The following is a 24941-nucleotide window of genomic DNA, read 5'->3' on the forward strand; positions in this document are numbered from 1 at the left end:
CTTAAGAAACTATTAGTAACTTGGGTTGTGATCAGTTGATGCTTTTATTAAGAGATGCAATAATTGAATGTAATGGCGTTTGTGAAGAATATTTTAGATGAAATTGATTTTTTGAACAATTTAGCTATATGTAATTTGGATTAATTACATATAGCTATTTTTTTGCAAATGTACATGCACTTTTCAATTAGGGCATTAACTTAGTTTTAATAAGAACTCATAAATTTTGAAACTAATCCCCAAAAAGCTAATTGAATTAAAAAATGAACTAATTGTAAAAAATATATTGCAAGTGCTCTGTAATAATAGTAGTATTAAATAAAGGTATTGTATATAAAAAAAGTATTAAGAGGTCTAATGTGGAAAAAGAATTATATACCTGGAATTAAATAATCTATCTATCAATTAGGAAAAATTAAACATTAAAATTTGAAAAAATATAAAAGTATTTAATGTTATTATAGGGTGGGGGAATGAGAAGAATGTGTAATGAGTGTTATTTAAGAAGTAGTGTGGAAAAATGGAGACAAAGATTAGATAGTATGATTATTAAAAAGAAAGGTAATTTTTTGGATGATGAGATAATTGCTTTGAATCAATATGTTGGTGATTTGATTGCTGAGTGCATAGATTGTAATGCTTTTAAGTTTTATAAAGCTGGCAGAAGAAATACTGTTGTAGGTAATAAGCAACGAGATGTGTATTATTATGGGGACTACAATTTGTTTATTAATTTGTATAATTATATAGAAGAAGGTATAAGAAATAGTGAAAAAGTTCATATTTCTATTCAGAAAAATCTCTACAAGAAATTAAAAAATTTACTTATAATTAATGGAATTTCTATTGAAAAGGTGCAATTTATATGTATAGAAGACATGAAAAAAATTATTCGTAATAAGAGTAATTCAATTAGTTTTAGTGAAGAAATAAAAATGAGTGAAAATAAGGGATATAATAAAAATAGATGGATAATTCAATCTTCTTTGCAAAAATATTTTTTACAGCAGGAAGATTATTGGAATCGATATAATGAAAAGTTTAATTCAAGTATTCTTTGCGTACATGATGCTTCTCTATATATACATAAAAATGTGCATTTAGAATTAGGACGTGAATTGTTAAATAAATATCAATATCATTCTAAAAAAGATAATTATCAAGTTGGGATTTGAAATTTATATTTTTAGAGCGTTTAACATAGTACAAAAAAAGTAGGCAGTTAATTCTAACTGTCTACTTTTTGTGCATAGAAGTATAAAAATATACGTTTGATTAATATTTTACGGATGGAAGGATAGCGGTGAGAATCTCTTTTAGTACATATAAATCCTTCTCATGAGCATGATTTATTATATCTATCAAGTCATCTTTATTAACATTAAGGGCTCTTTCGCCATAAACTAAAAAGTCCAAAGAAATATGTAGAGTTGAAGCAATCTTAATTGTAGTTGGAAGCGACGGGTGACGTTGTCCCAATTCAATCTGGCTTAAATAAGTTGGAGATATACTAACCAATTCTGAAAACTTTTCTCTAGTTAAGCCGTTGCGTTCTCTTTCAGCCTTTATACGTTTTCCGATATCTATATAATTAATATTATTCAAGTTTATCATTCCTTTTTTTATATAACTTTATATTTTAAAGGCAAATAACAAAAAAAGCTATTTGAGTTCGTTTATGAAAATTAAAACATATAGTTTTCTCACAAAAATACTATTAAGCACACTAACTAAAATACATGTGCTTTTGAAGAAATTAAAAGAATAAAGGAATATTTAACTTGGGAAATTCTAATTGAAGCAGAAAATCTAAATGATGTTGTCCCAATTTAAGTTAGCTTAAATAAGCTGTTTCATCAACTTATTTAAAAACAATCTTTAGTTATTCCATTAAGTTTCATCTTAGTTTTTTATACGTTTTCTAATATCTGTGAAATCAATATCATTTAATTTATTTCTCTTTTTATATAACTGTACATTCTTAAGTAATACAACGAAAGTAGCTATTTGAATTAATTTATAAACTATTTGCAAAAAATGTTGCCAGAGAATTATAAAAATAGTACTATTAAGTTAGGGTATAAAATCAATAAAATGCTATTAGGAGGGTATTATGGAAGAATTGGAAGTTAAAATAGAATCTGTTAGAGAGTATCTAAACAAACTAGTTGGTGAAGGAGATATTTGTAGAAATGATGAGATAATTTGCATTAGCATTAAATTGAATCACCTTATTAATCAGTACTACATAAGCAAAAAATACTAGTTTACATAAAAAGATTTTTAGTAGAATTAAGCTTTGAACTAATTAATATTAAATTATAAATTTAATATGTTTTTATACCTTGCATTTTTATTAAACTTATTTATTAATTTTAATTTATATATTTAGATAATTCTAATCCAATATAAGGATGAATGTCAATATATGAGGGTGATTAACTTTTTATACTATGTTCTTAATATATATTTATTTTTACATATGATTATATATTAGAGGAGAATTGTTAATTTCTTAATTAAGAAATGTTAAAAGTGGGTTGGTGATTTTGGGGAAAATAATATATGGACGAAAACGGATACGTAATACTAAAAAAGAGGGGTTATGGGAGGCATAAAGATGAAAAGTACATACGCGAGAGATATTGTTCAATTACTAGAAAAAACTAACTATAATGAAGTGATGGTCATTAGAAGTAAATTATCAGATGAAGATATTGAAGTTATAAATTTTTTTGCTGATCAATATCAAAAGAATGTAATGTTTGCTTCAATGCATGAAGCTTTATTTAATGAAAATGATAATCCGTTAGTTTTAAAGTATTAGATTTATTTTGATTGAAAAAAGAATATTTATAAGAGGGTGTAAAATTATGTGGGGAATTTTAGAACAAGATAAAAAAGAGTTGAGAAAAAATTTAAATTGTAGAATTTGTCCTTCGATTTATGAGGAAATTAATGGAATAAATGAGAGTGTAGTAAAAGATATTAATCAAGTAAACATTACGGAGGAAAAAATTATATTTGATATGATGAATAGACGTAATACGCGTAAATATAATCATAAGCATGATGTCAAATTGTATTTGTTAGTTTGATTTGATAATCTTATATTAAAAATTTAAATGGGATAATTATATTCAATGTTATATGGTTATTAATATATTGAGTGTAGCATATGAAAAATGGTATTTATATATGAATAATATATTGCTTGCGGTGAAAATATAGTGTGATTGATGAAAATTATTATGTTTTTTGGAAATTAAATAAAAAGTATAGCTAGGTATAAAATATGCCTAGCTTTTATTATTACTGTGATGAATATTGATTAAACATTAAAATTGGAATATCGATTTTTGGTTATCTATTAATGAAATTTTATAAAAATGAATTTATTATGTAAAAGGATAAATCATTATAGAAAAAATCGTATTACAATTTAATTTTAATAACGACAAATAGATACAAATAATATTATAAAAACTCGGATATAAAAAGAAAAAACACAGAAAAAAGCCATTAAATGGCGAAAAAAAGAAAAAATATCATGATGTTAAAAGAAGGTTTTTGAGTGTATTTTGTAGAAAATTTTAATTATATAAAAGAAATGAATTTTTAGAGAGGTGGTTGACTATGGGATTAATCAGGCTGAGATTTAAATAGGGGTAGATTATGGGTGATGAAAGTAATTCAAAATTATAACGTAGGAAAATATGTATGAGAGGTGAAAATGGATGGATTTAATATGGGATAAAATGTGGTCGGTTGGTGTTGATAAGATAGATAGACAACACAAAGAATTGTTTAATAGAATTAATTTACTTGTATGTTCTATGAAAAGTGCAAAAGGAAAAGAGGAGATGATTACAACTTTGAATTTTCTTGAAGAGTATGTAATTAGACATTTCAACGATGAGGAGGAAATTCAAAAGAAAAATAATTATCCTAATTATGAGATTCAGCATAAGGAACATGAAATTTTCAAAAATAATTTAAAAGAATTGAGAAAAGTGTTCGAAACTACAGGCGTGTCTACGTTATTTGTAATAAGCGAACAACAGAAAATGTCATATTGGTGGCGAAAACATGTAATAGAATTGGATAAAGACATAGGCAAGTTTCTTATGGATGTTTAAATAGGTCGTTTATGTAATTTTAAAGGAATAAGCAAAATAAAATTTATAGTGGTTTACTGTGGTGAATTTTGAAGTGGGTACAATACAATGGAGGATATGAAAGGTGGAAGTATATGGTTCATTTAATTAATGATATAGAAATTAGATCTAAGCATACAAGAGAAAAATATGGCATACAAGTTGGAAAAATTAAATTTGATTTATCAAAAGAAGTAAGTCTTATAAAAAAACAATTGAATTATGGGAGCGAAGAATTTATAAATATTAGATTAAATAATGAGGAAATAATCATTCTTTATAATGCTATGAATAAAATAAGCTACGATAATGTAAAGCCGTATATTATTGATTTTTATACGCTTCTTAACAATGAATTTGTAGGACATTGTGTCTTGGATAATGCATACATAGAGTATGATAATGATATTTCGTATTCAAAGGTAACTGAATTACATTTAAAGACGGGAGTTAATTCGCAATTAATTGTTAAGAAGCTTTTAATATGATGCGAATGAAGTTATAAAGTAAAGATAAAAATATTTAGCACATGAAGTGCTGATGTTTAATCTTTATGTTAGCAGAGAAAGGTAGAGATTATGAAAGATTTCATGAAAGATTTTAAAGTATCTACATTTATATTTTTGTTTGTAATTATGCTTATAATTAATATTTTGGTTATATATATTACGAATTAATAATTTATTGAATAGACTAGTATCAAAATAGGAGCAAATTCTTATGATCAATTGTAGATTTTGTAATAAACTTACTGCTTAATAAGTTAAGGAGATTTATTGGGGCTGAGTGTGAAAAAAAGTTTAAAAGGAATTAAAGTATCAAGACACATAATAACGTTATTTGCTAAGTAATTTGGGTAGGAGCGATGAAGGATTATTAGAAATATTAAATATATTCAATGGTTAAGAACTAAAGAAGAAGTTAAGTGATGTTGATGGTGAGTGTAGAGATAGAAAAGATTTTTTGCTGTAAGATAGATTACGGAAAAGATAGTTGATAACGTCTAATTTTAATATGGATTCTATCAATATCTTTTCTAACTGCTATATAGTAAAGGCAACTATGTTTAATGGAGTGAGAGAGATGAAATATGAGGAATATTTTGAAGAAGTATGCTCAAGTGATATGAGTGATTGGTGTTATGAGGATGATATAGGAGTATATTTGTATAGAAATAATATCGATATAATTATAAAAAATGATATAAAATGGCTTGAAAATAGCGATGATACATGTTATGAAGATTGGACAAGTATTTTTCCAAATAAACATGCATATAATAAAAGGTTTATTCTTAAATATAGGGAGCAAATAATTAAGGTGGTATATGGCGTTTTTGTAGATGCGTGTACATGTTTTATTCCTTTCCCAGATAAAAAAATGAACATCACAAAGCAACAATATGAAATAGGAAAGATTATTAATAGTTTTATAACTTCAGATGAAAGATTCGAATCCTATTTGGTTAAAGCTAAGATTAATATTATATCGGAATGATTAATAAAGTTATTTTAGAAACTCATTAATTTATTTTCATTAGATTATGGAAATTATTACGCAATAATTTCGATAAATAGGTTTATATTTGGAATACAAGGTAATCCTAGCGAATTAATTAATGGTAAGATATATAAAATTTAATTTCAAAATATATTTAGAAAAAATATTTTTTCTAAAATACAAAATAAGACAAATAATATCAATGAGCTATGATAGAATTTATTTATAGTATTTTCACTAATGTTTTATCTTAATTAAAATAAAAAAATAATAAAAGAAGAATGAAAGAGTGGTGAGTGTTTTATTATGTAATAATAATTGATTATTTGTCAAAAAATGAATAGTTATATAGAAGAAAATAGATGCTTTTTATAGAAACTTATTTTTCTATATTATATAGAAAAAAGAAATGTAAACGATACTTGATTCTAAACTAACCCACCAGTATTGAAGTTTTATGACTGATTTTGATGATAAATATTAAAAAGATCTGTAAATCAGGAAGCGCATTTATTCTAAACAGAGGGCAGGTGGAATTTATGAGTAGTTGGCTTGTAAATTTAAATTCAAAATTTGCAGAAGAATTTGATATAAGATTTGATGGATTTATTATTAAAGAAGAAGAAAAAGAAGAATTTTTAATTAAAATGAATAAGATCGCACGAGAAGTTGTTGAGCTAACTGATTTAAAGATGAATGAAATAGATTTATTTGAGTGTAAAGAAATTAAGAAAAAATGTCTTTAATAAGTATTTATGCTGTAATTTAATCGTGTTTCTAATGAAATTAATAAAATGTTTATAAGGATGATGAACTTATGCCAACATTAAAGAACTATGAAATTTATTGTGAATTCACAGATAGAAAAGTAAAAGTAAAAGAAAATTATATTTTAACTTGTGGAAAGATATTTCCAATAAGATGTTGTTATGTATTAGATGATGAAAGCAATATAAAAGAAATAATACATACTTGTAAGCATCGTGATAATGGTGAGTGTGTTTTAACTTAAAAGCATTATAATAATTTTGATATTCAGGGGGATGAGATGAGATGGATTTAGAAGAAAAATACAAAGATATAATTGAAGCGTACACAAGAACAACTAAGGAAAATGATGAATTTGAGGATGGAAGTTATTCCTATAGAAAAAACAAGTTTAAGAGTAACTTTGAATACGGGGAATTTAACAAGGAGAATAGAAAGCTTAATAAGAGAAATAAAAATAAGAATTGGTCTTAAAGGGTTAATTTATCTGTCCATATTATTTGTTGTTACATATACAGTGTATTCGTGACTAAAAAATATACAGCTATAAGCAGCTCCAAGTTAGAACTTAATTTGGGGCTGCTTTACTAATATTTCAAGTGAATCAAATATTGATTTTCTAGCATTCTAATGATAAAATATATTTAATTGTATTAAAATTATAAATATATATGTTGCGATTTACAATGCACATCTTACAATTACGACTAAAATTCTTACAATATTTTTAGAATTATGATGAATAATTATTTTTGCAACGTATATTATATAAAAATGTTGATATGGGAACTTTAAGTAGTTCCTTTTTATATAATGGTTTTAAGTATTTGAAGTTGGGTATGTAACCGATCAACTGGAACTAATTAATCCTTAGTCATGATTGATTTGTTTTGTTTAAAGCTTTGAATATGAGATTATGTTTTTATTATAGTTATATAATTACAAAGAAGCGATCGTAACTATAATAATTAGATTAATATATTAAAATTTGCTTATTTATAGAAAACATATAATGAGATAGTAGTTATCTGGTTTTTGCTATGTCTTTATCATATGTTTTTATTTATGCGCATTATTATATTTATAAATTATTTAGATAAGTATAACAGTTAATATTTAGAGGGGATTATAGAAATTATGTTCATAAGGAGTAAAAGTTTTGTATATTCATATTGAAAAATAGGCATTTTAAAATAAAAATTTTAAGGGTATAGATTGAGGGGTTAAGTAAAATTGAGAAAGAAATATGTATATTTACTATTTGGGTTAATAATTTTATTAGTATTTTCTATAGGTTATTTTAAGAACAAAAGTTTCTATAATAAAGCGCCTCAAGTTGAAAATGGTTTTATTGATCTTTCAGATTGGGATTTCGATAAGGAGGGAAATGTAAAATTAGATGGATATTGGGAATTCTATCCTAATGAACTTTTATCTCCTTCAGATATTAATAATGAAGTGGAATTACATAAGGTTTACATTAACACTCCTGGTGCATGGAGAAACCAAATTCCCAATAATGTGATATCTGATAAAGGAATTGGAACTTATAGAGTAAAAATTAAGATAAATAAAAGTGTCTTAATGTATGGTATAAAGACTACACACATACGGTCAGCAAACAAAATATTTGTGAACGGAAAAGAAATTGGACAAAGAGGTGACCCAAAGCCAAGCTTTGAGGAAGGATATTTTTCAGATATTCAACGGACTGTTGCATGCTTTAAGCCAGAAGGAGATACTTTAGATATTGTTATTCAGGTAGCGAATTTAGATTATTTTAGTGGGGGTATAATCCAAAGTGTTTTCTTTGGAGATTATGAAAAGATATTAGATTACTACATTATATTTATAGTATTAGATATAGCCAATATATTAATTTTAGGGATCTTTGGGGTTTACTACATTGGAATTTATTTGAAAAATATTAAACAAAAGAAATTTTTGTATATTGGAAGCGTATGTATAATTTATGCTTTTGTTTCATCCACAGTAAACGAAAAGATATTTAATAAAATTTTTTCGTTTATATCATATTCCGAAATTTTGAAGATAAAGTTAGCATTAATAAGCCTGAGTATATATCTTGTACTCTTACTCATACGACAATATGGTAATGATTTTATTACTAGAAAAAATATAAAAATAACAAAGTATATAATTTTTGCTAGTATCTTTACAGCTTTTCTAATGCCAATGGAGTTTGTGGAATTATTGGAAAATATAACTGATACAATAAATATATTAATTTGTGTTTTTGTGGCTTTTTCAATTATGAAAGCAATTTATAACAAAAGATATGGAGAATTAGGGAAAAAAGGAACAATACTTTTGCTTTGTGGAGTTATTGCAGCTTTAACTCAATATTGCATTTTTGTACTGTACTATTCTTCAATAATGAAGAGCAACATAATTCCTTTTATTACATACTTTATTTTCTTACTGGCGGCTTTGGTTATTATTTTGAAGCAACATATAAATGCATATAATAAAATTCAGACAATAAATAGTGATTTAATATCATTAGACAAGTTGAGAAATGAATTTTTAATCAGCACTTCCCATGAGTTTAAAACTCCTTTGCATGGAATAATAAATATTGCTCAATCTATTTTAAATAAAAACGATAGAAACACAGCAAAGGTAGATGAAAATTTAGCATATATAATATCCACAACGACAAGATTATCAAGCCTTGTAAATGATATAATTGACTTTCAAAGTATACAGAATGAAGAGCTTAAGGTTAATAAAGAAGTATTTGATATTAATGGTGTTGTACAGGCAGTATTTGATATTTTGGCTTATATGAGAAAGAATGAAGAGATACAGTTAATTAATAGTGTGCCAATTGGAGAATATTATGTTTATACAGATGAAAATAGGTTTAAGCAAATTTTGTTTAATCTTATAGTTAACTCTTTGAAATATACTGAAAATGGATTTATTAAAATTAAAGCTGAAGTAGCAGAAAAGAATTATATTAATATAACAATTGAAGATACAGGTATAGGCATTGATGAAAAGTATCATGATGAAATATTTGAAAGAAACATTGATATAGATAAAGATGTTTTTAATGGAATATTTCCGTCTGGGCTTGGTCTTTCTATTTCTAAGTTGCTTGCATCTAGAATTGGCGGGGAACTGTATCTGAAGTGGTCAGAACCAGATAAAGGATCAATATTTGTTGTAAAGATACCTAAAGCAAACGAAAATAGTTATGTCATTAGACAAGAGCAGGATATTGAAAATAATATAACTACCTTAAGGAGTGATGAAAAACTTAGTGCTAATATATTGTGTGAACCAACTGAAACTAAAAACAATGGAGAAAAGCTAAAGATTTTACTTGTTGATGATGATGTATGCAATATCAAAGTTTTACAAGAAATATTTTATGACAGTAATTATGAAACTTTAGTTGCATATAACGGGGTAAATGCCTTAGAATTAGTTAAAAAACATAAAGATATATCAATTGTATTACTTGACGTAATGATGCCAGGATTATCTGGCTATGATGTGTGTAAAAGGATAAGAAAAGAGTACAAGCTATTTGAGCTTCCAATATTACTTTTAACAGTCAGAAGTACACCAGATGATATAGCGTTGGGTTTTGAAGCAGGTGCTAATGACTTTTTAACCAAACCTTTTAATTTTATGGAATTAAAAGCTAGAGTAATAACTCTTCAAAAAATGAGAATTGCAGTAAAAGAAGCTTTGAAAATGGAAACTGTATTTTTACAATCTCAGATAAGACCTCATTTTTTGTATAATTCTTTAAGTGTTATTGTTTCTCTGTGCTATAGAGATGGGAGAAAGGCAGGAGAGCTTCTTGGAGAATTAAGTAAATATTTACGTTTCGCCTTTGATATAGACCCTTACAATTCGTTTATAAGCTTGAAGGAAGAAATGTCTTTTGTCAGATCTTATGTGAAATTAGAGAAGGCTAGGTTTGGGGAAAGGCTTGAATTTGAATTTGATATTGATGAAGAGTGTTTGCAAAATACTATTCCAGCATTAGTTATACAGCCTCTAGTAGAAAATTCAATACGTCATGGCTTAGTGAAACGCATTTCTGGCGGTAGAGTAAAGATATCTATTAAAAGAAGTAATGATTATATTAAAATTGTAATACAGGATGATGGGGTAGGGATAGATGCTAAAAAGTTAAAGGGATTATTGGACGATAGTATATCGATAAATAGTGGATTAAAAAATGTTAACAAAAGACTTATAAATGAATATGGACATGGTATAATTATCGAAAGTAAGGTGGGGCAAGGAACTACTTCTACAATAAATATACCTCTAAAATTAAATATTTAAGAGCAAGGGATTGAAGTTATGATTAAGGCAATGGTTGTAGATGATGAAACTTTAACTAATGATCATATTTGCGAATTAATTAGGGATACAGGTGCTGAAGTTGAGGGATATACAAATCCTCATGAAGCTCTTGATAGCATAATGCGATTTAAACCGGATGTGTTATTTTTAGATATAGAAATGCCAGAAATTAATGGTTTGCAGTTTGCAGAAATAGTTAATTCAATAGAACATGATTGCGAGATTGTATTTATTACAGCGTATAATCAATATGCAATCAATGCATTTAGAGTTAATGCTATAGATTATTTGTTAAAGCCAATCATAGTTGAGGAACTATATAGTTCAATTGAGCGTGTGAAGAAGAGAAGATTTTTGATTTCTAGTGTTAGTCCAAATAAAGAAATAAAAATTTCTTTATTTGGAGGGGTATCTCTATATATAGGAGATGAAAAGAAGCCTATTAGATGGATGACAGCTAAAAGTGCTGAAATTTTTGCTTTCATGCTTCTAGGGAAAGACGATAAAGAAATATCTAAATGGAGATTAATGAACGAAGTATGGCCAGATAAGGATAAAGAAAAAGCGGATATTAATCTTCGAAGTACAATTAGCCGATTGAATAAAACTTTTAGGGAGAATTCTATAAAAATTTCAATCATATCTACTGGAAATGGATACAAATTACTAATAGCAGAACCAGATATAAGAATAGATGCATTTGAATTAGAAAACTTAGTATTTAGTATAACTGAAATAGATGATTCTAACTTGGAATGCTATGAAAGTATTATACTTGATTATAAATATATGCTTCTTGAAGATTTTAATAGTGATTGGTGCTATTTTGAAAGAGAAAATTATCATAGATATTTTTTAAATGGAGCACGTAAACTTGTAAAATATTATAAAGATATTAATGCTGAGCCAATTAAGATTTTAAGACTTGTTGAGCTTATTATTAAATATGAACCTTATGACGAGGAGATGAGAGAAAATGCTTTGATGTTTCATTATAAGATCAGTGGAATAAAAAAAGCAGAAAAATATTATAATGAGTATTATGAAATGATGGAAAATGATTTGCAGATGGAGCCATCAGCAGCTGTAAAAGAATTATATAAATACATTTTAGATAACTAGCTAATAATTTTTATGATAAGTACTATAAGTATTTACAAATATTGGATAATATTTGACTATTATGCATAATTTAAATAATAATTCATATTATAAAATAAAAATTAATACTCCAAGAAAGGTTAAAAATGTACACTATTTACATTTTTAACCTTTTCTTTGTGACATTTATAAAAACAATAATATCTTGCCACAAATTTGCAACAATATATTTTGTAGAATAAAGTTGTAATAATTCTTTTTATAAACAATATTTTTAAAATTAAATAACGCAGGGGGTAATTATGATGAATTTATTTTCTTCGACTTCTTCATCAAATGGTCTAGAGAGGGAGAGGCTAAAACTTATATTGGTACATGATAAAACTGATATATCTAGTGATGTTTTAGATACTATAAGAGAGGAAATACTAGAGGTAATTGATAGACATATAAAAACAGAAAATTCATGCAAAAAAATGATATTAACACAAGATACTGTAAATATAGATAATTATTCGATATTGATTGCTAGTATACCTATGAAATAATAAATAGAATATGTAATGCATGTGATAATATTACAGATATAAAAATCTTATTAAAAAGAAAATATACTGGAGTTTTTCATGCACTGCGAACAGATAGTAATTTATATGTTGCATCGTTCCTAATTCCAGTACTTGAGCAATAATTAATATTGTATAAGTGTAAGTGATTTCTATAGGCAAGTAGATAAACACTTACGCTTATTTTTTTATAGTATGTTGGAAGTGACAGCAAAGTGGTATATAATGATGAAAAAGCTTATTTAATGTTTTAAATTGAAAGGGAGGAATAAGAATGTCTTATTTATTCGTAGAGTATCCAAAATGTACAACTTGCAAACGAGCAAAAAAGTGGCTCGATGAACATCAAGTTGAATATGAGGATAGACATATAGTTGATAACAATCCGAAAATAGAAGAACTTCAACAATGGATAAAGAAAAGTGGATTGCCAATTAAAAAGTTTTTTAACACAAGTGGAACTGTATATAAAGAGATGAATTTGAGTCAAAAGCTTAAAGAACTTTCAGAAGAAGAACAAGTAAAGCTTTTATCAACAAACGGAATGTTGGTTAAGCGCCCTATTGTAGTTGGAGATGACTTTGTACTTGTTGGTTTTAGAGATGAGAGTTTATGGGAAGAGTCACTTTTGAAAGGCTAGATTAGTGATTAAGTGATAATAAGAAAGAGATATTTGAATTTAAATAAATATCTCTTTCTTTATTTTTGCGGAAATTATCAAAGATAATAACTTATAGAGAGTGAAGAGTAATTTATTATATGCTCTATGATTATGCAAGTTAATATGTAGTATGTTAAAATACATCAATAAAAATGATTAAATTTATCACTAAAATTAATATTTAAAATGTGCTATTCTATATATCATAAAGCAAAAGGCAAAATTTTCATAAAGCGCATAATAAAATTTATTGATTAATGCCAAAATAGATATAATTAATATTTTAATAGATATATGTAAGCGCATTTATAAAATTGCTATATTGGGGAGTGATAGGGATGGAAAATTTTGAAAAATATAAAAGAATATATTTTATGCCACCAAAAGTGACATACGATTGGGTGAAAAAAGATTATATAGATAAAGCGCCTAGATGGTGTAGTGTTGATTTACGTGATGGAAATCAATCATTAATTGAACCTATGAGTTTAGAAGAAAAGTTAGAATTTTTTAATATGTTAGTAAAAATAGGTTTTAAAGAAATTGAAGTAGGCTTTCCGGCTGCTTCTGAAACTGAATATCAATTTATAAGGACACTAATTGAGAAAAATATGATTCCTAATGATGTCTCAATTCAGGTTTTAACTCAAGCTAGAGAACATATCATTAGAAAGACTTTTCAAGCGGTTAAAGGGGCTCCGCATGCAGTAATTCATTTATATAACTCAACTTCAGTTGCACAAAGGGAACAGGTTTTTGGTAAATCTAAGGATGAAATTAAGCAGCTTGCTGTAAACGGGGCAGAACTTCTAAAAGAAATAGCAAAAGAAGAAAAAGGAAACTATTCATTTCAATATAGTCCAGAAAGTTTTCCGGGAACAGAAGTAGATTATGCGGTAGAAGTATGTAATGCAGTATTGGATGTTTGGAAGCCGACAAAAGAAGAGAAGGCAATTATTAATATTCCTACAACAGTTGAAAATGCAATGCCTCATGTATTTGCTTGCCAAGTTGAATATATTCACAAAAACTTAAAGTATAGGGAGGCTGTAACTTTATGCTTACATCCACATAATGATAGAGGAAGTGGAGTGAGTGATGCAGAGTTTGGTATACTTGCAGGTGCAGATAGAATAGAAGGAACTTTATTTGGTAATGGCGAGAGAACAGGAAATTTAGATATTGTTACAGTTGCTATGAATCTTTACTCTCATGGTGTAGATCCTAATTTGAATTTTAGAAATATGCCTGAAATAGTTGAAAATTATGAAAGATTAACCAATATGCAAGTGGGTATGCGCCAACCATATGCTGGTGAATTAGTGTTTACTGCCTTTTCGGGTTCTCATCAGGATGCTATTTCAAAGGGGATAAAGTGGCGTGAAAATAAAGAGTGTGAGTATTGGGAAGTTCCATATTTACCTATTGATCCAATGGATGTTGGGCGCCAATATGATTCAGATGTTATTCGCATTAATAGCCAATCAGGTAAAGGTGGAGTGGCTTATATATTACAAAAGAATTTCGGAATATCACTTCCAAAACAGATGCAGGAAGCATTTGGGTATACAGTAAAGGATGTATCAGATAAGGCTCATAGAGAATTAACACCAGAAGGAATTTATAAAATTTTAGAAGAGAAGTTTATTCGTAACTCCCATGTATTTCAAATTCCAGAATGTCATTTTATACAAGGAGAGGAGATGGCAGCCGATACTACAATTTGTCATGGGGGGAAAATACAATGTATAACAGCGCATGGAAACGGAAGATTAGATGCAGTTAGCAATGCAATTAAACAGTATTTTGATATTGATTATGACTTAGATGTGTATGAAGAACATTCATTAACAAGAGGGTCATCATCGAAAGCTGTTACTTATGTGGGAATTAAATGCCATAATAAGCTTTATTGGGGCGTAGGAATAGAAAATGATATTATTAATTCATCAATTGCAGCTTTAGCAGTAGCAGTTAATCAATTAGAAGAGATTAAGAATATGAAAAGATCAGATGGTAGAATGACAGAGGTATTAAATTATATTCAATCAAACTATAAGACGGTCACATTAGAAAAGCTTTCAGAAACTTTTTACTTATCTAAGCCTTACTTATCGAAATATATTAAAGAAAGTACAAATAGTACTTTTGTGGATATAGTAAAACAAATTAGAATGGATAAAGCTAAGAGCTTACTTAAAGGAAGTGGAATGACAGTAGAAAATATTGCAGAGCAAGTTGGTTATGAAAATGTAGAGCATTTTATTAGATTGTTTAAGAAAGCATATGGAATAACTCCGGTAGAATTTAGAAATAATATACCTAAGCGAATGGAACAATAAAATAATAAATTTGTCTTTTTGTAAAAAAGATTTAATGAAAAAATATAGACTAATATGTCATACTATGGTATATTATATACATAACAAATGATTTGAAAAAACTAAAGATTTAAATAAACTAAAGATATTTCGAAAAGAGATGACTATAGATATGGTTATCTCTTTTCTTATTTATAAAATAAGGGGCGAAATAATTATAAAACTTAGATAAATTCTTATTTTAGCACTATAAATATATTAAAAGCATTTGTCGAAAAAAACCTGATAATCAATATCAAAAAATATAGATTATTTTTTAATATTGTGTTAATATAAATGTATACAAAAGATATCCAAACCCCACTCTTAATCTCCCCTAAATTTTATATAAGATACAGCCATAATTTGGCTGTATCTTTTTGCGTATTTAGTTAAGAGATATGTTAATAAACCATAGGTCACCTAATCAATTAAAAGGCGACTTTACAACAATTAGATGATGTTTACAATATATGCTATAATTTAGCCTAGTAGTAGATATAAATTTAAGGATGTCTTTTTAATTATTATTTAAATGCTTACACTTGGAGGAAAGAATATGGAGATTATAAAATCAATATTATATTTTATATTGGCTGGAATATTTGAAATTGGAGGTGGATATCTTATATGGATATGGTTACGCGATGGAAAAAGCTATTTATATGGAGTTATAGGAGCGGTCATATTAATTTTATATGGAATAATTCCTACTTTACAGCCTTCAAATGCTGATTTTGGTAAGGTATATGCAGCATATGGAGGAATATTTATTGTAATGTCCATTTTATGGGGATGGAAAATTGATAATATAGTACCTGATAAGTTTGATTTAATTGGTGGATGTATAGCTCTAGTGGGTGTTATTGTAATTATGTATGCACCAAGAGGATAGTAGAGTGTGTTATGATAAAAATTCGTATATAAAAATCAAGTGTGAAGAGTTTGAAAAAGCTTTAAAAATGGAAATACTTTAAGAAAAATGCAATGGATGATTATTACTAATATTTGAATTAATATAAAATTATAGAAGGGAAATATAAACTTTTATATAATTATCTATATTAAGGGGATGAGTTAATGAATCAAAATGTAGATATAATATTAGAAATAATAAAAAATATGCCATGTGAAAATATCGAAGGTGTTAATGTTCCTAAATCTTTGGGATATGAGCAGATAGGAATGAGTATTGATGAATTTGATGAAGCAATCAAGTACATACAAGATAATGATTTACTGAGGAAAATAGTTCCTATATTTAAAGATAATAAGATAGTACTAATAAAGATAATGTAAAATCATACTGGATTTTTAGAAAGGCGGCTAATATGACTAGTAAAGAAATAGAATTTGTTGATTTAACTAACCAACAGTATGAAGCTTTGATTAAAATGCAAATGGAATCATACAAAAAAATATTGGATTTTTGCAGAGAAAATATAAGCGATTCAGAGAAAGTTGAAATTATAGATAAGAACTTATTAAAAATGGATGAAAAAATAATAACAAAATTAGAGGAAATGAGAGTCTATAATAAAATATTTATGGAAACAGTTAAGTAAGATTTAATATTTTTAGAGGAATTTCTCCTTTTTTGTATAATTATTATTATGGAAAGAGGTGAGGATATGGAATTTAATCAGAAGTCATGGATTGAAAACTATGTACATAGCTTATGCCCGAAAAAAATTAGTAAAGAAAATGTAGATAAAGAGATAAATAGCATAATAACTTTAATGAATGAGTTATTTAGTAGTAGAAATGCAGACAAGTATGTTGAATTTGTCCCAGATGAAAATGCTATAATATTCCCAGGTAGAAAAGCAAATATTTTTATAAGATACAGTGTAGATGGAAATGGTAATGAAGTGAAAATATCAAAACATAAAAATCGTGAATTAAGCAGTAGTATAGAAAAAGCAATATTAATAAGTTGCAAAGGTGAAGAATATGTAGTAAAAGATGAACCTTCGATAACAATGGACGAAATGTCATTTGAAGGTTTGAAAGATTCTATTAATTATGCATTAAGCAAAATATTAAACTAAACATATGTGTAAGAGAACCCTGGATAGGGTTCTCTTGTTATATACTTTTATTTTTTAGTAAAATTTTAAGAAAACATTTTCAATTGACAAAAAACTGACAAAATTTAATGGTAATATATATATTAGAAAGTGTAAATGTTGTCAATAATGTATTATAGGCAATATAAAAAATTTTTATATTGTGTGATAATGTTTACAAAAAGTCATAAAGTTTTAATTATTTTTGTATAAAAATCACAAGAATTTAATATTATCATATATTTAAAAGAGGTGAGAACAACATGGGGAATATAATTAAAATTAATATGTACGCTGAAATGAAGAAAAAAAAGAATGTTAAGCTAGATTTAAAAACAGTAGAAGAAGTCATTTTAGAATATAATAAATGGCTAAAGAAAAACAACAGAGAGGATAAAATAGAGACTTATGAAAAGTTTTTACAAGTATAATTATCTTTAAAGGTAGATTGAGTGATAACGCTTAATTTACCTTTTTTTATTTTTATGTAGAAATATAGATAAGCTAACTATAATCCATACTTATGCGTATACCTCAACGAAATCATAAATATTTTGATTCCGAAAAGCTATGAAAATATCGCTGAAGGTTCTAAGCCGCAGGTTGTATCCACTTTAGCATGCTCCAACTTTCCTAGGGAAGCTCGACTCATTACATTCGCTGAGGAAGTTCGAGAACCCAAAATAAGATTTTGGACTCTCACTTCACAAGCTAAAATGGAACAACCTACAGCAAAGAACCTTTAACAGCTCATTTTCAAATGTTTTCTTCACAAATATATTTATGATTTCTAGTGAAGATATGAGCTTAAAGTTTTAGTGAATTTGTAAAGACATTCATCTAATAAGTTGAATTCTTATTTCGGCGAGCTATATGCATAAGTTCAGGTCTTAGTTGGTTTGTCTATAACAGGGGAGTTAAATCTGATAGATTTAAGATTTTTGGAGTTTATTGTGAGTTAATGTAAAGAAAACTCTATTTTATGTTAAAATATAAGTAGATTTTAAAAGTGTATTTTGGTAAAGGGAGAGAAAGGTATTAATATAGAATAAAAAATAGATTATTAAAATATTATTAAATAATTATAGAGTTTTAGTAAATAAGTTATGAAAATGAAAAAAATGTAGCTAAGAAATTGTATTGAGATATTAAAAGATTAGGTAAATTTATGTGAAGATAAAGAATTTTACTAAAGAATGGAGGTACGTTATGGAGAATAAAGAACTATTAATTGAAAACTCACATAAGAGAAGCGAAAGTTATGGAGTTGAAAAAAATTCAGATCATTCAAATAAGATTCTTACTGGTGAAGAATTAGAAAATATATTAACTATTAATAAAGAATTAATAGAAGTATCTAAAATATACATAGATATGGTATTTTCAGCAGTTATGGATAATGAATTTATTATAGTGTTAACAGATAAAAATGGGTGCATTCTATATATTAAAGGAGCAGAAGAAAATAATAGTAAGCTTGGGGGGAATAATCTTGAAGTTGGGGCTTATATGGACGAACAAAATATAGGCACTAATGCAATGGGAACAGCAATTAAAGAAGACAGGTGTATTCAGATAACTGCAACTGAGCATTACATAAAAAGGTTTCACAATTTAACATGCTCTGCTGCACCTATTCATAATACAAAGGGAGAAATTATTGGAACATTGAACTTAACAGGTAGAAGAGATATGAAGCATCCACATACTTTAGGTTTAGTTGTTTTTGGTGTAAAGGCAATCGAAAATGAATTGGACAAGAAGGGTATACGGGATATATTGAATCAAACCTATAACTATATGGAGAGCGTTATAGATAATGTTGACAAAGGTATTATGATAGTAAATAAAGAGTATAAAGTAATAAATATAAATAAACTTGGAGTAGAGATATTTAATATAGATAAGGATTTGATAATAAGTCAAGATATACATTATATTTTGCCTGATTTTGGGAACGTAATAGAAGAACTTGAAAACCATAATGGTGATATTATAAAGGAATTAAAATTAAAGCATACAAGCAGACATAAAATAAGGTTGGTTTTTAAAGGGCTTAAACATAAAGAAAATATTATAGGTATGGTTGTAACAATAAGCTATGAAAAAGAAGGAAAAGACAACAAAAATGCAACAGGGGCATTTTTTACTTTTAATGATATAATTGGGGATAGTGCAGCCATTGTTAATGTGATAACTAACTGTAAGGTTATTGCCAATAGTCCTTCAACTGTTCTAATTCAAGGAGAAAGTGGAACAGGTAAAGAAATATTAGCACAGGCTATGCATAATTATAGTGTAAGAAGAAGAAATAAATTTGTTGCAATAAATTGTGGAGCTATACCAGCTAATATAATAGAAAGTGAATTATTTGGGTATGAGGATGGGACTTTTACAGGAGGAAAAAGAGGCGGAAATCCAGGTAAGTTTGAGATTGCAAGCGGAGGTACTTTGTTTTTGGACGAAATCGGGGAAATGCCAATTGATGCACAGGTTAAGCTGTTAAGAGTACTCCAAAATGGAAGAGTCACAAGGCTTGGTGGAAGCAGAGAGATTCCTATAGATGTAAGAGTTATAGCAGCTACTAATAAAAATTTAAAAAGAGAAGTTCAAAAAGGAAATTTTAGAGAAGATTTGTACTATAGATTATGTGTAATTCCAATCACTTTACCGCCTTTAAGAGAGAGAAAAGGCGATGTAAAAATGCTTATTGACTTCTTCTTAAGAATTAAATCCTTTCAGCTGAATAAATCAATACCAGAGATTGATAAAAGTTTATATAATAAGTTATTAGACTATGATTGGCCTGGAAATATAAGAGAGCTTGAAAATTATATTGAGAATATAGTAAATTTGGATGGACGATCATCTTTTAATTTATGGGAATTTGAAGATAATCAAAGTTTTGAGACAGATAAAACATATGATAGGAAAATATTAAAAGATGGCTTTTTAAATAAAGAGATATGGGAAGATGATCAGACTAATGGTTTACTTAAGAATGTTAATACTGAAAAGACTGAGTATATGGTAAATACTTTAAATCTAGAAGAACTAGAAATGAAGGCAATTCATGAAGCTGTAAGAATAAATGATCATAATATGACAAAAGCTGCTAAAACTTTAGGTATAAGTAGAAACACTCTATACCTAAAATTAAAAAAACATAAATAAATTATAAAGCATGTCCTAAAATATTACGCTGTATTAAATTTATACTGTATTATTTTAGGACATATCTTTGTTAAAAATTATTTATATAAATGAGTATATGCTTAACAATCAATTTATGTATAACTTATTTTATATATATTTAATAACTTAATTTAAAACCTTTAAATATAATATTTATGAGGAATTACGAGTTTTTTGTTAGAAAAGTATTCCTGTATTTTGACATTTTATTATCATAAATATAAAATATATTGATAAAATAATCACAAGTTGGCATGAATATTGCTTTGATAATTTATGTGGTCAAAAATAGACATATTAACTTATTATTCTGCACTTGTGCAAAATAATGAATGAGCAAATTTTAGGAGGAAATATTTATGGCACGTTTTACTTTACCAAGAGACATTTATCATGGAGAAGGAGCACTTGAGGCACTTAAAACTTTAAAAGGTAAGAAAGCTTTCTTAGTAGTTGGTGGCGGATCAATGAAAAGATTTGGATTTCTTAAACAAGTTGAAGATTATTTAAAAGAAGCAGGAATGGAAGTAGAATTATTTGAAGGTGTTGAACCAGATCCATCAGTGGAAACAGTAATGAAAGGCGCAGAAGCTATGAGAAACTTTGAGCCTGATTGGATAGTTGCAATGGGTGGAGGATCACCAATTGATGCTGCAAAGGCTATGTGGATATTCTACGAATACCCAGATTTTACTTTTGAACAAGCAGTTGTTCCATTTGGATTACCAGACCTTAGACAAAAAGCTAAGTTTGTAGCTATTCCATCAACAAGCGGTACAGCTACAGAAGTTACAGCATTCTCAGTTATCACAAATTATTCAGAAAAAATTAAATATCCTTTAGCTGATTTTAACATAACTCCAGATATAGCAATAGTTGATCCAGCACTTGCTCAAACTATGCCAAAAACTTTAACAGCTCATACTGGAATGGATGCATTAACTCACGCTATAGAAGCATACACTGCATCACTTCAATCAAATTTCTCAGATCCATTAGCAATTAAAGCTGTAGAAATGGTTCAAGAAAATTTAATCAAATCATTTGAAGGAGATAAAGAAGCTAGAAATCTAATGCATGAAGCTCAATGTTTAGCTGGAATGGCATTTTCTAATGCATTACTTGGAATAGTTCACTCAATGGCTCATAAGGTTGGTGCTGTATTCCATATTCCTCATGGATGTGCAAATGCTATATTTTTACCATATGTAATTGAGTATAACAGAACAAAATGCGAAAATAGATATGGAGATATTGCGAGAGCCTTAAAATTAAAAGGAAACAATGATGCCGAGTTAACTGATTCATTAATCGAATTAATTAATGGATTAAATGATAAGTTAGAAATTCCTCACTCAATGAAAGAGTATGGAGTTACTGAAGAAGATTTTAAAGCTAATCTTTCATTTGTCGCTCATAATGCAGTATTAGATGCATGTACAGGATCAAATCCTAGAGAAATAGATGATGCTACAATGGAAAAATTATTTGAATGCACATACTATGGAACTAAAGTTAATTTGTAAGATAAATAAAGGCAATTTTTTTAGTTCATAATCTTATAGAGATAAAGTACGTTGTTTTACATTAAGAATCATATAACTTTAAAAAAGTTATTGAGATAAACAATTGAATAATTATTAAAAGAATCGTTACAACATTAATAAAACAACAATGGCTCTCAACCTCAGAGAGTCTTTGTTGTTAATAAGGCAATAAGGATGAAAATTCCAATTATCTGACTTACCTGATGTCTAGAAGCTGTAACACCCTGACTTCTTTTAGTGAGAGGCAACAGCTACATGACGATAGATAAAGCTCAGCTAAGATTAAGATGGAGATCAAGCTCTATCTAAGCAAGTTTAATTTGAAATTATCAATAGAATTTATAAGCGTAGGGGGTACTAAGAGTGTACAAAATTGTTAACAAAAGAGAACTTACCAATAACATATTCTTGATGGATATAGAAGCGCCTAGAGTTGCTAAATCAGCAAAACCAGGTCAATTTATAATTATAAAAAATGATGAAAAAGGAGAAAGAATACCTTTAACAATTGCAGATTATAATGCGGAAAAAGGTACAGTGGCTATAGTTTTTGCAGCTATAGGAAAAGGAACTAAGCAGTTAGCAGCATTTAATGTTGGAGATTATGTTTCTGATTTTGTAGGTCCATTAGGTGTACCAAGTGAATTTATTCATGAAGATCTAGAAGAATTGAAAAAGAAAAATATTATCTTTATTGCAGGAGGCGTAGGAGCAGCTCCAGTTTATCCTCAAGTTAAGTGGATGCACGAACATGGGATAGCTGTAGATGTTATTTTAGGAAGCAGAAATAAAGATTTATTAATATATGAAGAAGAATTAAAGGCAGTTGCTGGAAATCTTTACGTAACAACAGATGATGGTTCGTACGGTTTTAAAGGAACTGGTTCAGATATGCTTAAGGAATTAGTTAATAATCAGGGTAAGAAATATGACCAAGCTGTTATCATTGGACCAATGATAATGATGAAATTTACTTCAATGTTAACTAAAGAATTAAATATTCCAACTGTAGTAAGTTTAAATCCTATAATGGTTGATGGTACTGGAATGTGTGGTGCTTGTAGAGTTACTGTTGGAGGAAAGGTTAAATTTGCATGTGTTGATGGACCAGAATTTGATGGACATTTAGTAGATTACGATGAATCAATGAGAAGACAAGCTATGTATAAAACAGAAGAAGGAAGAGAATTATTAAAACATGAAGAAGGAAACACTCATAACCATGGTGGTTGTGGATGTAAGGAGGATAAGTAATAGAGATGAACGATAGAATGAAAAGAACACCTGTTACTGAACAAGCTCCAGAAGTAAGAGCAAAAAACTTTAAGGAAGTTTGTTTAGGATATAATGAAGATGATGCTATAAAAGAAGCAAATAGATGTTTAAATTGTAAGAATCCTAAATGTGTTGAGGGATGTCCAGTATCAATCAATATTCCAGGATTTATATCAAAGGCTAAAACTGGAGATTTTGAAAGTGCTGCTAAAGAAATAGCAAAATATAGTGCACTTCCAGCGGTTTGTGGAAGAGTATGTCCACAAGAAAATCAATGTGAAGGTAACTGTGTACTAGGAATTAAAGGTGAAGCTGTAGCTATAGGTAAATTAGAAATGTTTACCGCAGACTGGTCAAGAAAAAATAAAGTAGATTTATCACAAACAGAACCTTCTAAAGGGAAGAAAGTTGCGGTAATTGGAAGTGGCCCTGCTGGTCTTACTTGTGCAGGAGACCTAGCTAAAAAAGGTTATGATGTAACTATATTTGAAGCACTACATGAAGCGGGTGGAGTTCTAGTTTATGGAATACCTGAATTTAGATTACCAAAGGATGATGTTGTTAAAGCAGAAATTGAAAACATAAAGAAGCTTGGAGTAACAATTGAAACTAATGTAATTGTGGGAAGAACAATAACTATAGATCAATTAATTGAAGATGAAAATTTTGAAGCTGTATTCATTGGATCAGGAGCAGGTCTTCCAAAGTTTATGGGAATACCAGGAGAAAATGCAAATGGTGTATTTTCAGCTAATGAGTTTTTAACAAGAGTAAACTTAATGAAAGCTTTTAAAGAAGAATATGATACTCCAGTTAAAGCAGGTAAAAAAGTTGCTATAGTTGGCGGAGGAAATGTTGCTATGGATGCAGCAAGAACTGCTTTAAGACTTGGTGCAGAAGCTCATATAGTATATAGAAGAGGTGAATCAGAGCTTCCAGCAAGAGCAGAAGAAGTACATCACGCTAAAGAAGAAGGAGTAATATTTGATGTTTTAACTAATCCAACAGAAATCTTAACAGATGAAAATGGATGGGTTAAAGGAATGAAATGCGTTAAAATGGAACTTGGAGAACCAGATGCTTCAGGAAGAAGAAAACCTGTAGTTAAGGAAAATTCAGAGTTTGTGTTAGACGTAGATACAGTAATAATGTCACTTGGAACTTCACCAAATCCATTAATTTCATCAACTACTAAAGGTTTGGAAATCAATGGTAGATCTTGTTTAGTTGCTAGTGAAGATGGATTAACAACTAAAGAAGGTGTTTATGCTGGTGGAGATGCAGTTACTGGTGCTGCAACTGTTATTTTAGCAATGGGAGCAGGAAAGAAAGCTGCTGCAGCAATAGATGAATATTTAAGTAGATAGCATTTAACATATTATATATTAA

Annotated in this window: 25 protein-coding genes; 24 read left to right on the forward strand and 1 reads right to left on the reverse strand. The window is 27.9% G+C overall.

Translation table 11 applies throughout. The features are described from left to right. Positions 1-473: 473 nt before the first annotated feature. Positions 474-1175, forward strand: coding sequence for a hypothetical protein (locus L1S46_RS09375; protein ID WP_012058387.1), 702 nt, complete (start codon positions 474-476; stop codon positions 1173-1175). Between the two features lie 100 nt (positions 1176-1275). Here L1S46_RS09375 and L1S46_RS09380 read toward each other — a convergent pair whose 3' ends face one another. Further along, positions 1276-1605, reverse strand: a complete 330-nt coding sequence (locus L1S46_RS09380; RefSeq protein WP_017212647.1) for a helix-turn-helix transcriptional regulator — start codon at positions 1603-1605, stop codon at positions 1276-1278. A gap of 508 nt (positions 1606-2113) precedes the next feature. Here L1S46_RS09380 and L1S46_RS09385 point away from each other — a divergent pair. The 23 genes from L1S46_RS09385 to gltA all read left to right on the forward strand — a co-directional run bounded on the left by L1S46_RS09385 (position 2114) and on the right by gltA (position 24919). Continuing rightward, entirely contained in the window at positions 2114-2266 is a 153-nt protein-coding gene (locus L1S46_RS09385; RefSeq protein WP_017212648.1) for an aspartyl-phosphate phosphatase Spo0E family protein, read from the forward strand. 354 nt (positions 2267-2620) lie between these two features. Next, positions 2621-2827 carry a hypothetical protein gene (locus tag L1S46_RS09390; RefSeq protein ID WP_012058389.1) on the forward strand — a complete coding sequence of 69 codons (207 nt, stop codon included), beginning with the start codon at positions 2621-2623 and terminating at the stop codon, positions 2825-2827. 46 nt (positions 2828-2873) lie between these two features. After that, positions 2874-3098 carry a hypothetical protein gene (locus L1S46_RS09395; protein ID WP_039770864.1) on the forward strand — a complete coding sequence of 75 codons (225 nt, stop codon included), beginning with the start codon at positions 2874-2876 and terminating at the stop codon, positions 3096-3098. 639 nt (positions 3099-3737) lie between these two features. After that, positions 3738-4139 (forward strand): hemerythrin family protein, encoded by a 402-nt coding sequence (locus tag L1S46_RS09400; RefSeq protein ID WP_041896318.1) that lies wholly within the window; start codon positions 3738-3740, stop codon positions 4137-4139. Between the two features lie 113 nt (positions 4140-4252). Beyond that, on the forward strand, positions 4253-4645 hold the full coding sequence (locus L1S46_RS09405) for a hypothetical protein (protein WP_023975857.1): 393 nt from the start codon (positions 4253-4255) through the stop codon (positions 4643-4645). Between the two features lie 595 nt (positions 4646-5240). Beyond that, on the forward strand, positions 5241-5654 hold the full coding sequence (locus tag L1S46_RS09410; protein WP_238899832.1) for a hypothetical protein: 414 nt from the start codon (positions 5241-5243) through the stop codon (positions 5652-5654). 542 nt (positions 5655-6196) lie between these two features. Further along, on the forward strand, positions 6197-6403 hold the full coding sequence (locus tag L1S46_RS09415; RefSeq protein WP_238899833.1) for a hypothetical protein: 207 nt from the start codon (positions 6197-6199) through the stop codon (positions 6401-6403). A 71-nt stretch (positions 6404-6474) separates the two neighbouring features. Next, positions 6475-6669 carry a hypothetical protein gene (locus tag L1S46_RS09420; RefSeq protein ID WP_238859050.1) on the forward strand — a complete coding sequence of 65 codons (195 nt, stop codon included), beginning with the start codon at positions 6475-6477 and terminating at the stop codon, positions 6667-6669. A 41-nt stretch (positions 6670-6710) separates the two neighbouring features. Further along, positions 6711-6899, forward strand: coding sequence for a hypothetical protein (locus L1S46_RS09425; protein ID WP_017212654.1), 189 nt, complete (start codon positions 6711-6713; stop codon positions 6897-6899). Positions 6900-7658: 759 nt separating this feature from the next. Beyond that, a complete protein-coding gene (locus tag L1S46_RS09430; RefSeq protein WP_238859051.1) occupies positions 7659-10757 on the forward strand; it encodes an ATP-binding protein in 3099 nt (1032 codons plus the stop codon). A gap of 18 nt (positions 10758-10775) precedes the next feature. Further along, a complete protein-coding gene (locus tag L1S46_RS09435; protein WP_238899834.1) occupies positions 10776-11900 on the forward strand; it encodes a response regulator in 1125 nt (374 codons plus the stop codon). A gap of 281 nt (positions 11901-12181) precedes the next feature. Further along, entirely contained in the window at positions 12182-12427 is a 246-nt protein-coding gene (gene minE, locus L1S46_RS09440; protein WP_017212657.1) for a cell division topological specificity factor MinE, read from the forward strand. Positions 12428-12719: 292 nt separating this feature from the next. Next, positions 12720-13085 (forward strand): arsenate reductase family protein, encoded by a 366-nt coding sequence (locus L1S46_RS09445; protein ID WP_238899835.1) that lies wholly within the window; start codon positions 12720-12722, stop codon positions 13083-13085. Between the two features lie 359 nt (positions 13086-13444). Then, entirely contained in the window at positions 13445-15448 is a 2004-nt protein-coding gene (locus tag L1S46_RS09450) for a 2-isopropylmalate synthase (protein ID WP_238899836.1), read from the forward strand. Between the two features lie 577 nt (positions 15449-16025). Then, positions 16026-16361, forward strand: coding sequence for a YnfA family protein (locus L1S46_RS09455; RefSeq protein WP_012058402.1), 336 nt, complete (start codon positions 16026-16028; stop codon positions 16359-16361). Positions 16362-16546: 185 nt separating this feature from the next. Continuing rightward, complete coding sequence (locus L1S46_RS09460) at positions 16547-16765, forward strand: hypothetical protein (RefSeq protein ID WP_012058403.1); 219 nt, start codon at positions 16547-16549, stop codon at positions 16763-16765. 32 nt (positions 16766-16797) lie between these two features. Beyond that, positions 16798-17031, forward strand: coding sequence for a hypothetical protein (locus tag L1S46_RS09465; protein ID WP_012058404.1), 234 nt, complete (start codon positions 16798-16800; stop codon positions 17029-17031). Positions 17032-17079: 48 nt separating this feature from the next. After that, positions 17080-17517, forward strand: coding sequence for a hypothetical protein (locus L1S46_RS09470; protein ID WP_236892214.1), 438 nt, complete (start codon positions 17080-17082; stop codon positions 17515-17517). A gap of 281 nt (positions 17518-17798) precedes the next feature. Then, entirely contained in the window at positions 17799-17966 is a 168-nt protein-coding gene (locus L1S46_RS09475) for a hypothetical protein (protein ID WP_171788397.1), read from the forward strand. A gap of 778 nt (positions 17967-18744) precedes the next feature. After that, a complete protein-coding gene (locus L1S46_RS09480; RefSeq protein ID WP_238899837.1) occupies positions 18745-20709 on the forward strand; it encodes a sigma 54-interacting transcriptional regulator in 1965 nt (654 codons plus the stop codon). A gap of 380 nt (positions 20710-21089) precedes the next feature. Then, positions 21090-22256, forward strand: a complete 1167-nt coding sequence (locus L1S46_RS09485; protein WP_238899838.1) for an iron-containing alcohol dehydrogenase — start codon at positions 21090-21092, stop codon at positions 22254-22256. Between the two features lie 384 nt (positions 22257-22640). Then, positions 22641-23531 carry a sulfide/dihydroorotate dehydrogenase-like FAD/NAD-binding protein gene (locus L1S46_RS09490; RefSeq protein WP_012058408.1) on the forward strand — a complete coding sequence of 297 codons (891 nt, stop codon included), beginning with the start codon at positions 22641-22643 and terminating at the stop codon, positions 23529-23531. Continuing rightward, positions 23531-24919, forward strand: a complete 1389-nt coding sequence (gene gltA / locus L1S46_RS09495; RefSeq protein WP_031276254.1) for an NADPH-dependent glutamate synthase — start codon at positions 23531-23533, stop codon at positions 24917-24919. The genes L1S46_RS09490 and gltA overlap by 1 nt, the downstream gene beginning before the upstream one ends. The last annotated feature ends 22 nt before the right edge of the window (positions 24920-24941 follow it).

This window comes from Clostridium sp. YIM B02500 (genome assembly GCF_022324665.1).
Lineage (GTDB): Bacteria > Bacillota > Clostridia > Clostridiales > Clostridiaceae > Clostridium > Clostridium beijerinckii.

Bases quoted from the DNA above. Each gene is read 5' to 3' on its own strand.
- L1S46_RS09445 (WP_238899835.1), top strand. From the start codon at position 12,720: ATGTCTTATTTATTCGTAGAGTATCCAAAATGTACAACTTGCAAACGA.
- L1S46_RS09455 (WP_012058402.1), top strand. From the start codon at position 16,026: ATGGAGATTATAAAATCAATATTATATTTTATATTGGCTGGAATATTT.
- L1S46_RS09485 (WP_238899838.1), top strand. From the start codon at position 21,090: ATGGCACGTTTTACTTTACCAAGAGACATTTATCATGGAGAAGGAGCA.
- L1S46_RS09435 (WP_238899834.1), top strand. From the start codon at position 10,776: ATGATTAAGGCAATGGTTGTAGATGATGAAACTTTAACTAATGATCAT.
- L1S46_RS09420 (WP_238859050.1), top strand. From the start codon at position 6,475: ATGCCAACATTAAAGAACTATGAAATTTATTGTGAATTCACAGATAGA.
- L1S46_RS09415 (WP_238899833.1), top strand. From the start codon at position 6,197: ATGAGTAGTTGGCTTGTAAATTTAAATTCAAAATTTGCAGAAGAATTT.
- L1S46_RS09475 (WP_171788397.1), top strand. From the start codon at position 17,799: ATGGGGAATATAATTAAAATTAATATGTACGCTGAAATGAAGAAAAAA.
- L1S46_RS09450 (WP_238899836.1), top strand. From the start codon at position 13,445: ATGGAAAATTTTGAAAAATATAAAAGAATATATTTTATGCCACCAAAA.
- L1S46_RS09390 (WP_012058389.1), top strand. From the start codon at position 2,621: ATGAAAAGTACATACGCGAGAGATATTGTTCAATTACTAGAAAAAACT.
- L1S46_RS09460 (WP_012058403.1), top strand. From the start codon at position 16,547: ATGAATCAAAATGTAGATATAATATTAGAAATAATAAAAAATATGCCA.
- L1S46_RS09375 (WP_012058387.1), top strand. From the start codon at position 474: ATGAGAAGAATGTGTAATGAGTGTTATTTAAGAAGTAGTGTGGAAAAA.
- L1S46_RS09470 (WP_236892214.1), top strand. From the start codon at position 17,080: ATGGAAAGAGGTGAGGATATGGAATTTAATCAGAAGTCATGGATTGAA.
- L1S46_RS09400 (WP_041896318.1), top strand. From the start codon at position 3,738: ATGGATTTAATATGGGATAAAATGTGGTCGGTTGGTGTTGATAAGATA.
- L1S46_RS09425 (WP_017212654.1), top strand. From the start codon at position 6,711: ATGGATTTAGAAGAAAAATACAAAGATATAATTGAAGCGTACACAAGA.
- minE (WP_017212657.1), top strand. From the start codon at position 12,182: ATGATGAATTTATTTTCTTCGACTTCTTCATCAAATGGTCTAGAGAGG.
- L1S46_RS09480 (WP_238899837.1), top strand. From the start codon at position 18,745: ATGGAGAATAAAGAACTATTAATTGAAAACTCACATAAGAGAAGCGAA.
- L1S46_RS09465 (WP_012058404.1), top strand. From the start codon at position 16,798: ATGACTAGTAAAGAAATAGAATTTGTTGATTTAACTAACCAACAGTAT.
- L1S46_RS09395 (WP_039770864.1), top strand. From the start codon at position 2,874: ATGTGGGGAATTTTAGAACAAGATAAAAAAGAGTTGAGAAAAAATTTA.
- L1S46_RS09405 (WP_023975857.1), top strand. From the start codon at position 4,253: ATGGTTCATTTAATTAATGATATAGAAATTAGATCTAAGCATACAAGA.
- L1S46_RS09385 (WP_017212648.1), top strand. From the start codon at position 2,114: ATGGAAGAATTGGAAGTTAAAATAGAATCTGTTAGAGAGTATCTAAAC.
- L1S46_RS09410 (WP_238899832.1), top strand. From the start codon at position 5,241: ATGAAATATGAGGAATATTTTGAAGAAGTATGCTCAAGTGATATGAGT.